The sequence below is a fragment of the Bradyrhizobium sp. USDA 4451 genome (assembly GCF_054822585.1).
The window spans coordinates 7,817,244-7,832,623 of record NZ_JBTRCH010000001.1; the positions used below are offsets into that span (position 1 = coordinate 7,817,244).

Annotated in this window: 15 protein-coding genes; 7 read left to right on the plus strand and 8 right to left on the minus strand. The window is 64.0% G+C overall.

Annotated features, from left to right (window positions below; genetic code table 11):
- Positions 1-29 precede the first annotated feature (29 nt).
- Both ACVMB0_RS36630 and ACVMB0_RS36635 read left to right on the plus strand, forming a co-directional pair.
- Positions 30-1,556 carry a lysozyme inhibitor LprI family protein gene (locus ACVMB0_RS36630; protein ID WP_461349324.1) on the plus strand — a complete coding sequence of 509 codons (1,527 nt, stop codon included), beginning with the start codon at positions 30-32 and terminating at the stop codon, positions 1,554-1,556.
- 97 nt (positions 1,557-1,653) lie between these two features.
- Positions 1,654-2,058 carry a DUF4864 domain-containing protein gene (locus ACVMB0_RS36635; protein WP_461349325.1) on the plus strand — a complete coding sequence of 135 codons (405 nt, stop codon included), beginning with the start codon at positions 1,654-1,656 and terminating at the stop codon, positions 2,056-2,058.
- On the opposite strand, the gene ACVMB0_RS36640 is transcribed toward ACVMB0_RS36635, so the two are convergent.
- From ACVMB0_RS36640 to ACVMB0_RS36650, 3 genes are all read right to left on the minus strand, one after another.
- Positions 2,036-3,217 carry an alpha/beta hydrolase family protein gene (locus ACVMB0_RS36640; RefSeq protein ID WP_461349326.1) on the minus strand — a complete coding sequence of 394 codons (1,182 nt, stop codon included), beginning with the start codon at positions 3,215-3,217 and terminating at the stop codon, positions 2,036-2,038. The genes ACVMB0_RS36635 and ACVMB0_RS36640 overlap by 23 nt on opposite strands.
- 384 nt (positions 3,218-3,601) lie before the next feature.
- Complete coding sequence (locus ACVMB0_RS36645) at positions 3,602-4,222, minus strand: MarR family winged helix-turn-helix transcriptional regulator (RefSeq protein ID WP_461349327.1); 621 nt, start codon at positions 4,220-4,222, stop codon at positions 3,602-3,604.
- Positions 4,223-4,699: 477 nt separating this feature from the next.
- Complete coding sequence (locus ACVMB0_RS36650) at positions 4,700-6,253, minus strand: porin (RefSeq protein WP_456753015.1); 1,554 nt, start codon at positions 6,251-6,253, stop codon at positions 4,700-4,702.
- A 145-nt stretch (positions 6,254-6,398) separates the two neighbouring features.
- On the opposite strand from ACVMB0_RS36650, the gene ACVMB0_RS36655 reads away from it, so the two are divergent.
- Positions 6,399-7,058, plus strand: a complete 660-nt coding sequence (locus ACVMB0_RS36655; protein WP_461349328.1) for a MarR family winged helix-turn-helix transcriptional regulator — start codon at positions 6,399-6,401, stop codon at positions 7,056-7,058.
- Positions 7,059-7,133: 75 nt separating this feature from the next.
- Here the strand turns inward: ACVMB0_RS36655 and ACVMB0_RS36660 are convergent, their stop codons facing one another.
- Entirely contained in the window at positions 7,134-8,369 is a 1,236-nt protein-coding gene (locus tag ACVMB0_RS36660) for an MFS transporter (RefSeq protein ID WP_461349329.1), read from the minus strand.
- Between the two features lie 107 nt (positions 8,370-8,476).
- Positions 8,477-8,920: a hypothetical protein gene (locus ACVMB0_RS36665; RefSeq protein WP_461349330.1), complete on the minus strand. Its 444-nt coding sequence runs from the start codon at positions 8,918-8,920 to the stop codon at positions 8,477-8,479.
- Positions 8,921-9,188: 268 nt separating this feature from the next.
- Between ACVMB0_RS36665 and ACVMB0_RS36670 the strand changes: the two genes are divergently transcribed.
- The 4 genes from ACVMB0_RS36670 (at position 9,189) to ACVMB0_RS36685 (ending at position 12,792) form a co-directional block, all read left to right on the plus strand.
- Complete coding sequence (locus ACVMB0_RS36670; RefSeq protein ID WP_456753011.1) at positions 9,189-9,398, plus strand: hypothetical protein; 210 nt, start codon at positions 9,189-9,191, stop codon at positions 9,396-9,398.
- 191 nt (positions 9,399-9,589) lie between these two features.
- Positions 9,590-9,799, plus strand: coding sequence for a hypothetical protein (locus tag ACVMB0_RS36675; protein ID WP_456753010.1), 210 nt, complete (start codon positions 9,590-9,592; stop codon positions 9,797-9,799).
- Positions 9,800-10,106: 307 nt separating this feature from the next.
- Positions 10,107-12,239, plus strand: coding sequence for a flagellar biosynthesis protein FlhA (gene flhA, locus ACVMB0_RS36680; RefSeq protein ID WP_456753009.1), 2,133 nt, complete (start codon positions 10,107-10,109; stop codon positions 12,237-12,239).
- A gap of 352 nt (positions 12,240-12,591) precedes the next feature.
- Positions 12,592-12,792, plus strand: a complete 201-nt coding sequence (locus ACVMB0_RS36685; protein ID WP_229188127.1) for a hypothetical protein — start codon at positions 12,592-12,594, stop codon at positions 12,790-12,792.
- Positions 12,793-13,104: 312 nt separating this feature from the next.
- Here ACVMB0_RS36685 and ACVMB0_RS36690 read toward each other — a convergent pair whose 3' ends face one another.
- The 3 genes from ACVMB0_RS36690 to fliJ form a co-directional block, all read right to left on the minus strand.
- Positions 13,105-14,079, minus strand: a complete 975-nt coding sequence (locus tag ACVMB0_RS36690) for an anti-sigma factor (protein ID WP_461349331.1) — start codon at positions 14,077-14,079, stop codon at positions 13,105-13,107.
- Between the two features lie 3 nt (positions 14,080-14,082).
- The gene (locus ACVMB0_RS36695) at positions 14,083-14,628 is read right to left on the minus strand and encodes a sigma-70 family RNA polymerase sigma factor (protein WP_461349332.1); all 546 of its coding nucleotides are present in this window, start codon (positions 14,626-14,628) and stop codon (positions 14,083-14,085) included.
- Positions 14,629-14,863: 235 nt separating this feature from the next.
- A complete protein-coding gene (fliJ, locus tag ACVMB0_RS36700) occupies positions 14,864-15,283 on the minus strand; it encodes a flagellar export protein FliJ (protein ID WP_456753006.1) in 420 nt (139 codons plus the stop codon).
- Positions 15,284-15,380: the final 97 nt, after the last annotated feature.

Here is a 15,380-nt window from a genome sequence, read left to right on the forward strand (position 1 = left end):
CGCACGGCGCGGCCCTGCGGATGACGTCGATGCCTTGCTCCCCACGGCTTGCGACCACCGTCGCGGCCATCGCGGTCCTTGCCTCCGGCCCGTCGGCTGCGATGGACGATGATCTGCGCGCCTCGAGCAGCGCGCCGACCGCGATCAGGCTGTGCGGCAATAGCGGTGATGACCGGATCAAGACCACCGACTGCAAGAAGGCCGGCTATGACAGGCTGGTGGCGCAGATCGACAAGGCGTTCGATGCGGCAATCGGCAAGTTGCCGGCCAATGTCAGGCCGCTGCTGAAGCGCGACCAGGCCTGGTTCAACGAGATGATCATCGACGCCGCCGAGGCGCTCGCCGATGCTAACGAGGACGAGCTGAGGAAGAGTTTCGCCGAGGCGTTGCGGCGCCGGGCGGCAGCCCTCAACGGAATCGTATCCGGCCGGCCCGGCCTGTCAGGCACCTGGGTCAATGCCTTCGGCAGCATCACATTGACGCCGGCCGATGATGGCGCCTATCGCCTCGCCGCCGATCTGCGCGGCGATTATGGCGGCGACCGCAAGCGGAGCTGCAAGCTGACCGCCGCGCTGAAGCCGTCGGGGACTGGCTGGTTCGCCGGTCCCGCGGTGATCGAAGCCGACGCCTCCGCCGACAAGGCGAAGACCGACGCAACGGCCGCTCCAGCCAAGCCGCCGTCATTGAAACTGCGCCGCCAAGGCGAGACCCTGCGGATCGTCGGAAGCATCGATGACGAGGATTGGGACGGGCTCAACGACTGCTCGTCGATGTGGCAGATCACCGGCAGCTATTTCGCCGCCGGCAAGGACGACGTGTCCGACAAGGCCGACACCGCCTTCGTCGCCCCGACCTTCGACTGCACCAGACCGGAGAGTGCGACCGACGAGGAAATCTGCGCCGACCCTGATCTCGCCGACAACGACCAGCGGCTGAACCGCGCCTGGAAGGCGTTGCAGCCGCGGCTCGACGACGCGACGCGGCGCGCGCTGATCGACGACCAGCGCAACTGGGTGAAGAGCCAGGCCGCGCAATATCCGGAATTCCTGCATCCGGCCTGGAATAAACAGAGTTCGCAGGTCCACTTCACCGTCGACGCGCGCGATCACGTCAACGGCTTGCAGCGGGAGCGGCTGGCGCTGCTCGAGGGCTTTGACGACAAGCGCAGCGGGCTTGACGGCATCTGGCTCGCCTACAACGCCATCATCAAGGTCTCCACCGACAAGGACGGCACGATGAAGGCGGAGGGATGGAAGTGGGACCAGGGCGACTGGAAGGCCGGCTGCGACTACGAGATGACGGGCAAGATGGTCGGCGGCGCCTTCCGCTCCGACGAGCCGCGCAAGAACCCCGACACGCTGGAGCGCGACCACGCCATGCTGATCGTCAACCGGCAGGACGACGCCTTCGCCAGCAAGCGCACCGGCAAGGACGGCACCGAGGACAGCGCCGACGAGGCAAAATGCAAGCGCCGGCTCGACAACTCCTCGACCGCACGGCTGTTTCCGGCCCGCCCCTCGCCCGACATCGACAATTTCAAGGGCTCGATCCGCTGACGCAGGCAGGCCAGCGCCCTGCCTGCGATCATCTCAACCGACGGAAACCAGCCTGTGATAGGGTGCGTATCTGCCGGTATCCGAGAAGGAGCCCCGCGTGCGCGCGATCGCCCTCATTGCCGCCATTCTGTTCGCCCTCGCCGCGCCGGCCATCGCCGACGACCTCAGCGCCGCGCAGGACGTGATCCGCGCCCAGGAGCAGGCGTTCGGCCGCGACGATGCCGCCGGCGCCTATTCCTACGCCGCGCCCGCGATCCGGCAGATCTTTCCGCAGGCCGACATCTTCATGTCGATGGTGCAGAACCAATATGCGCCGGTCTATCGACACAGGAGCTTCGAGTTCGGCGCGGCGCAGAGCGCGGGGGACCGGATCGCGCAACGCGTCCACATCGTCGACGCCGATGGCGAGGCGTGGGAGGCGCTTTACACGCTGGAGCGGCAGGCGGACGGCAGCCTGAAGATCACCGGCTGCTCGCTGCTCAAGGCCGGCCAGGCGGTGTGATCGCGGGATCGGATCGCTGCGCGAGGCCCTTTCCCGGCCCGAGCCTGTCTTCGAGCCAGTCGAAGATGACCTCATTGGCCAATGTCGGGTTGTCGATATGTCCCTGCATGGCGGCGGTTTCGCCACGCCGGAACAGGATCAAGCTGGCGTCGCGATGGACGCTGCTCAGCTGGTCGCCGAATTTGGCCAGGGCACCCGGCAGCAGCCAGCCGGCTTCACCGGCGGTGACGAGCAACGGGCAGTCGATGCCGCGTGAAATCGCGTTGGCTTCTTCGATCCAGCAGATCTGCCTGTCGTCGCCGACCTGCCGATGGAAGAAACTTCTCTCGTGCAGGTCCCACATTCCGGCGTCGCAAACCGCCGCGGCAAACCGGGCATCGCTGGCCGCCGCACGGGCGACGAGCGAGGAATTGCAGGCATCCGCCACGATGGCGATCCGCGTGCGATCGACGCCGGGCATTTCCGAAAGAAAGTCCAGCACACGGCTCATGGCGGCTTCGAACTTGTGGCCCTCGAGCCGTTCCGGCGGCAACGCCGTCTGGCTACCCAGCAGATCCACCGCGAGCAGCGCGAAGCCGCGCTCGTTGGCGTGAGCAGCGTATTTGGTGATCAGCTCTTCCTTGTAGGAGCCCGGCTCGCCGATGCAGACGATGACCGGTCCATCGTCGCGAACAGCCGGCGGCAGGTAGCAGGCCTGAAGCGACAGGTCGTCGGTCCAGGGAATCGAGAGCAGCCGGCCGGCAGGAACGCGGTTCTCCAGGAACTTGAGCGCGCATCGCCGCATGCCGTCGACGGCACGCTTCAACAGATCGTTGGAGTAGCCGGGAGGTCTCGCGGCGGCGTGAAAGTAAGTCGTGGCGCGAAGCCAGTTGCGACGGGCGGTGATCATGTTGCCGCTCAGCGACGACAATTCGGCCCTCGCCTCGTTCAGCTCCGCGGTCTTGATCCACTCCGCCGACCACGAACTCTCCGAAGCGAGATCGATCTTGCTGAGGGTCAACCAGCATTCGGAAACCGTCGAGCCGCCCTCCTGTGCGGCGGCCAACAGCTTGATGAACTCCACCGACAGATCCTCGCGATCCGGCCAGGCGGGCCAGCCCTTGTCATCGAACTCGACGCTGCTCGACGAGACGCCTTGCGCTTCATGGTGGTCATGCATGTTTCGTCAACTCGTTCGCACCCGGCTCCGCTGCCGGTACGCGTTATCGATACGAGTCCGCCAAATCGCGTCGACGATCCACCGCTTCGGCTGCCGCGCGACGTTGGCGGCGAAATCGCAAACGCCAGTCACCCAGCTCTCCTAACAAATTATTCCAATGCGGCTTCATATAATTGAAGTAATTCAGCGGCAGCAATCGTCGATATGGCGGCGCAGGAATGCATTGCGCTTATGCCTGAGGGGCCGAATGTTGCCGCAGCAATCATTTGCCTAGTGGATGCTCAATACACCTCCCCTCCGTTGTCCAGCTCGCCTGTCGCGTGTGGCGAACCTGCTCTCGGCGCAGGCACGCTCACGGGATCGCGAGAATTGGTAGGCCGCCGGTCACTCGACTGTGACTCTGCCGCGCAGCCCTACGGACGCGCGACGACATTGCGCCGTTCGATCAGCACCGGACAGCTGGAAAGAGACGGTATTGTTGTCCTTGACAAGGTAGCCTTGCACCGCCAGCGCGCGGTCGCTCGACTTGATGAATCGCTCGACGAGATCGAGGAAGATCGAGAATTCCTCATCGTTCATGCAATCGAGCCAAACGTCATTGACGTCGGACTGCATCGGCGCCAGCGAGTCGAGAAGGGCGCAGCCGGCCGGCGTGACGGTCAGCTTGGTCCGGCGCCGATCGTCCAGATCACCGGCCTTTTCGACCAGCCCCAGCTCGGTCAGGTGCTGGATCGTTTTGGTGACACCCGCGCTGGTCAGCCGGAGATACGCAGCGACGGTGACCGGGAAGACGTCGCCGCTGGTCTCGAGATAACGGATCGTGGTCAGGATCGTGTACTGAATGCCGGCGATGCCGGCTTGCGCCGCGTAACCCTGGGTCAGGTGGTGATGGCGCGACGACAACGAATGCAGGCAACCCGTGAGGCGCTGCACTTGCAGCTCGGCCGTCTTCGCGGGTCGACCGGTTCGCTGCGCCGAACCAGACGCCGCCGCGGAATGGGCCATCGAAGGTCTGCGATGGCGGTTCGATCTCGCAATTGCCTTCGGCATACTGTGCCACATTCCCGATCAATCCACGATTAGATGATATAGTCATATAATATTCGACCCGTATCGCACATCACGATGCGGAGCAGTTTTCGATGCCGGGCTTCACGAGTCCGTGCGCCGCGGCAGCGCGACGGTTTTGCGCCGTGGGATCGGTTCACAGCCCTGAAGCGCGCGCGATCGGATCGCTCAAAATGAAGAACCTCCGGCAGGGCATTGCCGGAGGTTCTGGAGGTTAGTTCATGAAGATGTGTAATGTCTCCTCATCATCATGGCCGGCAGAGCAACCGACGCTTGGTTTGTACATGATAGACTAATGTTAGTAAATCATACAACAGGCTCTTCTTTCAAAATCGGAAGACGCTTTCAAAATCAAAGCCCCGACGGTTTCCCGCCGGGGCCTTGTTTGGCGATCAAGTCCGGATCAGCCGGATATTACCAGTTGCGCTGCGCGCGGAGCAGCAGGGTCAAGGTGTCCTGATCCTTCAGCTCGTACACCGCTGCCGGCTTGCCGATCGAGGCGCTGCCGGGATAGGTGATCGTGCCGGCATACTTCTGATCGAGGTGGGTGTAGGTCAGGTCTGCCGAGAAGGTCAGGTTCTTGACCGGAGTCCACTGCGTCTGCGTGCCGATCTGCGCAATGTTGTAGTCCGGGTTGCACGAGGTCAAGCCGGCGGTACCGAACACCGCGCCGAACGAACCGCCAACACCGCTGCCGGTTGGTCCGCAGATCGCAGACTTCGCCGTATCGTTGTAGTGAATGCCCGCGTAAGCACCGTAGATGCTGGTGTTCCAGTTGGGGCTCCAGTTATGGATATACGCACCGCGCATGCCCCAGGTCTGGATCAACTGCTGCTGGCCGCCGTTGACGAACACGCTGTCCGGAGCCATGCCAAAGCCGATGCTCTGATAAGCGCCAGGAATGTTGGTCCCGCCGAAGTAGGTGACAGCGCCGGCGATCGACAGATCCTGGATGTTGTAACGGGTTGCACCGTCGGTGTAGACGCCCTGGATGTTGATGGTATCGCCAGGTCCGGTCGGGATGTTCTTGATCGACAACGCCAGCTGAGCAGCCCAGCCCCACTTGTCGTCCGGATGACCGGTCAACTCGGTGCCGCCATAGTATGCTGCGTGGTTGTCATGCGCCGCGAACGACGCCTGGAACAGGCCCCAGGCCTGGTCGACACGGAGAGCCGCGACGAGGTCCGGAGAAATCGTGCCGGCATAGTCGCTCGCGCCATACGCACCGAGGGCACCGCTACCGAGCGTACCGAGATTCTGCACGCCGGCCTGATAGTAGGCCGACTGATCCTGAGCCGACAGGGCGAGCGACACGCCGTTGCCGAACTGCGCGGTGTAGGTGAACTGGTTGACACCCGTGACCGTGCCGCCGCCGCCGACGAGACCGTCGAAGTTGTTGCCCGGATAGTTGGTCCACGGCGCCGAGAACTGCGAGACCGCCTTACCGATAGTGAAGCCCGCGAACTGGATAAAGGCGTAGTAGACGCCAAGCGTACCGGCAGCAACGCCGCCCGAGGTCGCGTTGTTCGGAGCGGCCGCCGTTCCGATCGGCGAGTAAACCGTCGCGCCGTTGCCTTGCCCACCGTAGGTGTCCGACGTCCAGCTGAAGGTCAGGTCGACATAGGTGCGAACCACGCCGTACTCGGTCGCGGTGCGGGTGTCGACGTTGAGGTCTTCACGCGAACGCCAGGTGTAGCCGTTGGTGAAGCGATTCTGTGCGCCACCAGCACCTGACGTGTTGCCGGAGGCGTCCGAGTTCGTGTTCGCGAGAACGTCGGCGCGCAAATAGCCGCCCAGCTTGATGCAGGTGTCGGTGCCGGGGATGAAGTAGAAGCCCGGACCATAGAGCGAGCAGACCTTCACGTACTCGACTGCCTTGGCCTTGACCGGAAGGTCGGCCGCCATGGCGCCGCTGCTTGCGACGAGAGTTGCCACCGAGCCCAACAAAAGGCCCTTAACGATCTTCATGCTATCCTCCAAGTGATGCCTTGCACTGCTGGCAAAGCGACAAAAGTTCCCGTTCCCGAAAACCGCTGCCGCGCAGCCATTTTCAAGATGCTCGTGGTCAACTCGGCCACTGCAGGCGTGAGATGGTGGATGCCCCCCATCTACGATGCGGAACAATGCAATTGGGCAGTCACATATTCAACTTATATTAGTTAGTCATTCTATCTTTGCGCGCCCCTGTGTCATTCGGGCAACGCATCAACCAACATTTTTGTCAGGCCAGCTTCAAAAATCGCTCGATATCTGTGAAGATGAATTTTTGTTAAGGATGGTCATGACCGAGCGCAGATCGACCGACAAACTGCAAGACGCGGCCGAGCGACTGGCTTGGGAGATCGTCTCGACCAGCATGCGCCTTGAGGAATTGCGCAGCATCTGGGCCAAGATGATCGGAATCACCGGCCCACAATGGATGATCATGACTGTGCTGGCGAATGCCGAGGACCGCAATGTCGGCCTGCCCGTCGGCGCGGTGTCACGGGCGCTGCGCGTCGATCAATCGTTCGTGGTGACGCAGTCAAAGCTGCTCGAAAAGAAGAACCTGCTGCGTCGGAAGAGTTCGACCGAGGATGCCCGGGTCGTGAACCTGTCGCTGACCGAGCACGCCAAGAAGCAGATGGCGAACCTGTCTTCGCAGCGCAAGGAATTGAACGAGTTCGTCTATGCCGATCTCGATCTACGTGAATTGCTGCAACTGACGGGCAAGATGGATTCGATCAAGAATCGCCTGGAAAAAGCGATCGCGAAAATCTCGGTCGATCTCTAACCGCTGCGCGCTTTTCCGGATCATGGCATTTGCTGGGCATGATCTCCTCGGAAAACCGCTGCGCACTTTTCCGGATCATGCCAGTACCAGCCGCTGCCGCGCCCGCATCAGCAGCAGCAGGATGATGCTGACATTGAGCAGGTTCCAGGCGAGGCCATTGGCGAAGGCCGCGGCATAGGAGCCGGAGGCGTCGAAGATCACGCCGGAGATCCAGCCGCCGAAGGACATGCCGAACACCGAGGCGAAGATCACGATGCCGATCCGGGTCGCGGCCTCCGAGGCCGGCATCGCCTCGCGCACGATGATGGCGTAGCTCGGCACGATGCCGCCCTGGAACAGGCCGAACATCGCCGAGATGATGTAGAGCGAGGTCAGGCTGTCGAAGAACAGATAGAACAGCAGCGCCGCGCCCTGCGCGATTGAGCCGATCAGCAGCGTGCGGATGCCGCCGATCCGGTCGGCGAGGAAGCCGGAGCCGATCCGGCTGATGATGCCGAATCCGAGCATCAGCGACAGCATCTCGGCGCCGCGCGCCACGCCGTAGCCGAGATCGCCGCAATAGGCGACGATGTGAACCTGCGGCATCGACATCGCCACGCAGCAGGAGATCGACGCCAGCGACAGGATCGCGGTCAGCGCGTTGGTGGACAGGCGGAGGTCGACGCGCGGCGGCGGCGCGTTGACATGGCTGCGCCGGGTCGCCGCCCCCATCAACACGCGCAGCACCATCAGCGCGAGCGTCATCGCGACCGCGGTGAAGATGCCGATCGCGATATGGGTGGTGCGCCAGCCGACACTCTGGATGCCGAAATTGACCAGCGGCGGCCACACCGTGCCGCCGACATAATTGCCGCTGGCGGCGATCGCGACCGCGAGGCCGCGGTAGCGCTCGAACCAGTGCGAGGCTTCCGCCATCAGGGGGCCGAAGGTCGCGGCCGACGACAGGCCGATGGCGAAATGCAGCAGGATGAAGGTCCAGATCGACGGCGCATAGCCGGCGCCGACATAGCCGAGGCCGAGGATGCCGATCCCGGCGCCGATCGCGGCGACGATGCCATAGCGATCGCTGATCTTGCCGGTCACGACCTGGCCGATGCCGAAGCCGAGCATCACCATGGTGAAGGCGAGCGAGGCCGTTCCGCGCGTCGCGCCGAAGTCGGCTTGCACCACCGGCAGCGCCACCACCACCGACCACATGCCGACGCTGCCGAGCGAACCGATCACCACGGCGACGACAAGGCGCAGCCATGCCCGGCGCGAGTCGGGAATGAATGATGCGACTTCAGGAGAAAATTCAGAAGAAATTGCCACGGCAGCCGGAACTTCGTCGGCATTTGCCTCAAGGTCAAGCGCATTGCCGAGAGATTAGGCATGCAGCAGCAAGGGGACGCGCCGAACTCACCAACGCGTGAAGTGCCTCAATTGCCGTAGTTCGGATCCTGCGCTTGGAACGGGCCGCAGGTCGCGCCGATGCCGAACCGCTGATCGAAATCCACGGTGCCGCCGCTGACTGGGATGCGGGTCGGCGGCAGGCCGCGGGTGTACTGGTCGACCGTGACAGATTTCTTGTCGGCGCTCATCGTCACATGCACCGGCTCAAGGCCCTTGCCCTTGTTCAGCTCGGTCAGATCGAGCGTGTAGAAGCCGTCCGCTGTCTTGCCGGCAGCCATGCCGCCATGCGGCGCGAACACGACCGATTGCGGCAGGTAGATCTCCATCAGAACGCCGTTCCCCTTGCAGGAGATCATGCGGATCAGCCAGGTCCGGTCGTCCGGCAGCGTTGCGGCCGATGCCGGCACCGAAAGCAGCGCAATTGCCGCAGTAAGAGCTGCCGTGACGGTTCGTCCGGCCCGGTTCGACATGGAGGCCTCCGGCGGCTGAGTGGCGTTGTTGGCGTTTGGTCGGAGACTGCGCCGCGAAAGTTCAAACGGCGTCGTGCACTGCAGCGGTCGCGACGACCCGATCGACCGGGAATATCGCCCATCGTTCCGCGATCCATGCTGACGAGAAAACTGCTACAATGCGAGCCGGTTCACATTGGCGTCCCGCCACCCGGACCTATCATCCCGCCGGATGGTGCGCAGCTCGCAAGGTATCAGGATCGAAGCGCTTAACTGTCGGAGGGTCATCATGCATTCGTCGTCAGCAGAGTGGTTGCCCGTTGCGTCGGCGCCATCGGACCGGGAGCTCGAGGTCTGTGTCCTCGACTATGATGGCATGGTGCATGCGCTGATGTTCCCCTGCCACCGCGACGGCGCCGCGTGGGTCGACCATGCCGGCAGCAAGCATCCCGACATCCAGCCGACGCATTGGCGCAAATGGATGCCGTCCGCCAACTAGCGCCATCATGACCGGACCGAGACGGCCACCGCCGATCTCGCACCGCTCGTGAAATTGAGCTAGACTTGCCGTGTGAGGTTCAAGGGTGGGCCAGGAGGCTCGTCATGGAATCACACGTGATCCCTTTTGAAAATCGCTGGACCAACGGCAAGCATGCCTGGGAGTAGCATTGCGAGCTCGAATGGCTGGGCGTGCCGGTCGTTCGGACGATGTATTGCGAGCATGAGACGCACCGTCCCAACAAGTCGGCCGTGGTGTTCGATATCCCTGCGGGCTTTGTCCACGACTGGCTGGCCTTCCACGACCGGCGCGACGCCCGGCGGCAATTGCTGTGGCGCGCCAGCGTCATCACGCTCGGCCTGATCGCCGCGTCGGGCGCGGTGCTCGGTGTGCTGAGATAGGCCGCGATCCCGCCCCGGAACAGCCGGACGGTCCGCCCCGCCCTTTCCGGCCGGGAATCCTTAGGCCAATCCCCTGCTCGAACGCCTGCGACGTCCGGCGCGGCCCTTCCACGGCACTTATTAACCCTTTGCTAACCATACACCCGGCAAGAATTGCCGAGTGAAGTCGAGTGTCGTCGAACGCGTCTAACGGGCGGAGATCCCCGTGAACGCCAGCGCGGTGCCTCACTTTCGGAACGGCGGCCCTGCGGCCGTCGCGCAGACGCTTGGCGGCCGCGGCCGCCAGTCGCGGGGGAGAGCGGCTACCATGGTCGACGTCACGGCGGGTCAGGGCACGGCAGGCAAGAGCGGATTGCCGAGCCTCGGCGAGATCGGCGACATCCTCAAGCGCGGCGACCTCGCGCTGGCACTCGGCGTCCTCACCATCCTGGTGGTGCTGATCCTGCCGCTGCCTTCGATCGTGCTCGACCTCTTCCTGGCGGTCTCGATCACGGTCTCGATCCTGATCCTGATGACCTCGCTGTTCATCCAGGCGCCGCTGGAATTCTCCTCGTTCCCGACCATCCTGCTGATCTCGACCATGCTGCGGCTGTCGCTGAACATGGCCTCGACCCGGCTGATCCTGAGCCATGGCCACGAGGGCACGGCTGCTGCCGGCCACGTCATCGAGGCGTTCGGCAATTTCGTGATGGGCGGCAACTTCGTGATCGGCATCATCGTGTTCGCGATCCTGGTGATCGTGAACTTCGTGGTCATCACCAAGGGTTCGGGCCGCATCGCCGAAGTCGCGGCGCGCTTCCAATTGGACTCGATGCCCGGCAAGCAGATGGCGATCGACGCCGACCTGTCCGCCGGCCTGATCGACGAGAAGGCCGCCAAGGAGCGCCGCAAGGCGCTGGAGGACGAGAGCGGCTTCTTCGGCGCGATGGACGGTGCCTCGAAATTCGTCCGCGGCGACGCCATCGCCGGCCTCCTGATCGTCGGCATCAACATCGTCGGCGGCATCATCATCGGCGTCGCCCAGCAGGGCCTCTCCTTCAGCGAAGCCGCCCGCACCTACACCGTGCTGACGGTCGGCGACGGCCTCGTCACCCAGGTGCCGGCGCTCATCGTCTCGACCGCGGCCGGCCTGTTGGTCTCCAAGGCCGGCATCACCGGCGCTGCCGACAAGGCGCTGATGCGCCAGCTCTCCGGCTATCCGCAGGCGCTCGGCATGTCGGCCGGCGTCATGCTGGTGCTGGCGCTGCTGCCGGGCATTCCGACGCTGCCGTTCCTCGCGCTCGGCTCCGGCGCCGCGGTGCTGGCCTGGAACGCGCGCAACCAGAAGCGGGCGGCGAAGGCGGCCGAAACAGCGGCAGCGGCTGCACCGGCTGCGGCCGCGGCCGCCGCCGCTGCCGCCGCGGAGGAGCCGATCGCCGCCGCGCTGAAGATCGACGACCTCAAGATCGAGCTCGGCTACGCGCTGCTGCCGCTGGTCAACGGTCCCGACGGCACCGACCGCCTCACCGAGCAGATCAAGGCGCTGCGCCGCTCGCTTGCGATCGAGATGGGTTTTGTGATGCCGGCGGTGCGCATCCTCGACAACGTCCAGCTCGAGGCCAACAGCTACGTCATCAAGATCAAGGAAGTCGACGCCGGCACCGGTAAGATCTGGCCGAGCCAGTTCATGGTCATGGACCCGGCCGGCAACCAGGTGCAGCTCCCCGGCATCCACACCATGGAGCCGACCTTCGGCCTGCCCGCGACCTGGGTGGACGCCGGCCTGAAGGAAGAGGCCGCGCTGAAGGGCTACACCGTGGTCGATGCCGCCACCGTGCTGTCGACCCATCTGACCGAGCTGCTCAAGACCAACATGGCGGATCTGTTGTCCTATGGCGAGGTGCAGAAGCTCCTGAAGGACCTGCCGAAGGAGCAAGGCGAGCTGATCAAGGACATCGTGCCGAGCCAGGTCACGGTGTCGGGTATCCAGCGCGTGCTGCAATTGCTGCTCGCCGAACGGATCTCGATCCGCGACCTTTCGACCATCCTCGAGGGCATCGCCGATGCGCTGGCGTTCTCGCGCAACCCGGCCACCATGGTCGAGCATGTCCGCGCCCGGCTGGCGCGGCAGATCTGCGCCCAGAACACCTCGCCGAACGGTTATCTGCCGCTGATCGCGCTGTCGGCGCGCTGGGAGCAGGCATTCGCGGAATCGATCGTGGGCCAGGGCGACGACCGCAGCCTGGCGATGCAGCCCTCGAAACTGTCGGAGTTCATGACCGCGGTGCGCAATGCCTTCGAGCAGGCGGCGCGCGAAGGCGAGGCGCCGGTGCTGGTGACATCGGCCGCGATCCGGCCGTTCGTTCGCTCACTGGTGGAACGGTTCCGCTCGCAGACCACCGTCCTGTCGCAGGCCGAGATCCATCCCCGGGCCCGGCTGAAGACCGTCGGCAGCGTGTAGAGCGTGCGTTCTGATCGGATCGGAACGCTCTAGCGGCCGCAAATCATTTGCGTTTTCGCCTGTGCTTTCTCGCCACAGGCAACTGATTTATGTGGAACGGACCGGATCGGCCCCATCTGGAATGCAACATTCCAGCGTCAGACCAAGCTACTGATATTACAAAGCTTTAAACGATCCAGGATTACCAAAGCGTCATATTTGATCGCGACCGATCACGTCTCATCACGCCCTTGTGATGGCCTCTAGGGAACGGAATCGGCAAATCCTACGTTAGCGAGGCACGAGACGTTGAACCGGGCAACAGACCAGACCGACAGATTTACTGAGAGCAGGAAGGCGGCAGGAGACTTCCATGAACCACTCGATCTACAGCGCTGACCGTACGACGCACCTGAAGATTGTGGTCGTGGCCTTGGTCGCCGGTATCCTGGTCGCTGGTTTCGGCATCTCGGCGCACAATTCGTCGGACGAGGGTTACACCCAGACCGCACGTGTCATGAAGGCCGGGAAGCCGGTCGCGATCACGAGTTCGGGCACGTCGCTGGTCCGCTAACAGGAGAGTTTCACGAATTCACGTGGTGTTCTTTACAGCCCCCCAAAGTCGCTACGTGGATATTTAAGACCCCCAACTACCCCCAAGTTGACTATCGAAAACGCCCGCTCCCCACGGGCGTTTTCTTTTTTGTGCGGATGGTGGGTTCAACGCCGGTGCCGACTGACGGCGCGTACAGCTCTCTCCACGTCATTGCGAGCGTAGCGAAGCAATCCATCGTTCCGCGTGCTGGTGACCATGGATTGCTTCGCTTCGCTCGCAATGACGACCAATAGCGAATACCCACGGCCGCGCATGAGGGAGCGGCAACGCCTACCGGGGCGTCGTGTTCGTTCCGCCCGGCACGGTCTCGATCAGCTTGCCGGTGAAGATCGGCGCCGAGGTCGGCTGGCCGTTCGGCGAACCGCCGGCCTGTTCCACCGTCACCGCGTAGGTCGCGCCGTTGACCACGTCGGGGTCGTAGCCCGACAGCACCGGCCGCGCGGTGAACTCATCGGCGCCGATCACGCCGAGCGAGCGCGGCTGCGGCAGCTTGTCGGAGATCAGCCAGAGCTCAAAGCTCTTGCCGGGCTCGGCGGTGGCGCCGACCTTGCGGACGGTAAAGTTCTTGGTCGCGCCATCGATGGTCATGATGAAGGCAGGCCCGCCATTCGGCCCCTGCAGCAGCGCGACATATTGCGCCGACGGCGTGAGTGCCGGCGCCGGCGTCTTCACTTCCACGGTCTGGATCCGCGGCTTCGGCCGGATCGCATTCGGCAACGCGTCGGGCTTGTAGATCTGCAAGCCAAGCGTCACCAGCAGTGCCGCCGCGATCGCGGTCGCCGCCGACGCGATACCGCGCCAGCGCCTCACGCGGCCCGCCAGCGCGATCATGTTGGTGCCGTCGTTGACGCCAAAACGCGGCTGGACCGGTGGCCGCCGGATCTCGGCCGGCTGCGGGATTTCTGACGGCCGAGACGGCTCCGGATCGAACGCAGAGCCGAATTCGGGATCGTCGGCAAGCGGCGGCGCTGTCGTCGCGGCCGGCGTCTCGGGCAGCACCAGCGGCGCCTGCGGCGCGCCGGCATGGCCGATCGCCGTCTTGATGTTCTCCCAGACCACCGGACGCGGCTCGACCAGGCCGACCATCTGGTTCAGCGGCCCCAGCCTGAATTCCCAGGCCCGCACCAGCGCGGCGAATTCGCTGTCGACGGCCATCATGGTTTCGACCTGGGTGCGCTCATCGGCATCGAGCGTACCGAGCGCATATTCCGCGGCGAGCGCGATATGGTCTTCGCTAATGGCCATCAATCAGAGTCCAAGACACTCCCGGATATCCATCAGGCTGCGGCGCAGCCAGGTCTTCACCGTGTTCACCGGCGTCTCGAACTTTGCGGCGAGTTGCTCGCGGCTCCAGCCGTTGTAATAGGCGAGCAGCACGAGCTTCTGACGATCCGGCTCCAAACGACCGACGCACTCCAGCAATCGCTTCAACTCTTCCGTCATCTCACGCCGTGCCAGCGGATCGGGCGAGTCGGCGGCAACCTCCATCGCAGCCGGCTCGTCCTCCAGCGAGGTTTCGCCGCGCTTGCGCACCACGTCGATGGCCCGATTGCGCGCGATCGACGTCATCCACGTGATCGGGGAAGACAGCGCCGGATTGAACTGCCCGGCGCTGTTCCAGATCTTGACGTAAGCCTCCTGAATGACCTCCTCGGCGAGGTCCTGTCGCCGCAAGATACGGAGCACGACACCGAAGAGTTTCGCGCGGGTGGCGACGTACAGCCGCTCGAAGGCGGCCTCATCGCCCTTGGCGACGGCGGCGATCAGCCAGACCAGCTCAGCCGGCGTCAGCATCTTGCGCCCCCCAAGCCCGCCCCCAAGCCTGCATCCCCCATCGCTTCCTTGCCACCCGCGCTGCCGATCATGGTCCGGACCGGTGGTAGCATATTTTGGGACACCGCCATCCGCCAAGTGCGCTGACGAGTGCTGACAAGTGGCTGAGAGGCGGCCGGCTTGTGGACAGTGCCCAGCAAAAAGCCCGGGCGATCGGCCCGGGCTCGCAAATCTGGTCAGCGGAGGGAGCGAGACTTCAGGCGATGACGCCGAGACGGGCCCGCATCAGGCCGATCGAATCCATGTCGGCTTGCTCGCGGGCGCTCTCCTCCGCGCGTTCGCGCGCCTGGTCGCGCTCGTCGAGCAGTTCGACCTTCTTCAATTCCTCGAACGCCTCCGACAGCAGCGCCTTGGCGTCGTCGAGCTGGGCGCGCAGTTCGTCGGCCGAGCGGGTCAGGTTTTCCCGGCGCTGGATCGCGGCCTTGGCATAGGTGGGATAGGCGAAGTGCGTGGGGTCGTTGATCCCGGCGCGCTCCTGCTCGGTCTGGATCTCGCGCTCGAGTTCGATGGACATGCGCTGGAAGTCGGCGATCATGCCCTCGATCTGGGTAACCCGGCGGCGCTTTTCATCGACCTGAAATTTCTTCAGGCGGATCAGCGTTTCACGTGACTTCATCGACTCATACTCCCCAGAAGTCCCAAATCTGAACGCGGGACAGAGCCGGCTCCCCGCTGGGCCCCGCCGGCATAGCTATGGTCCGGAGATGATGGCC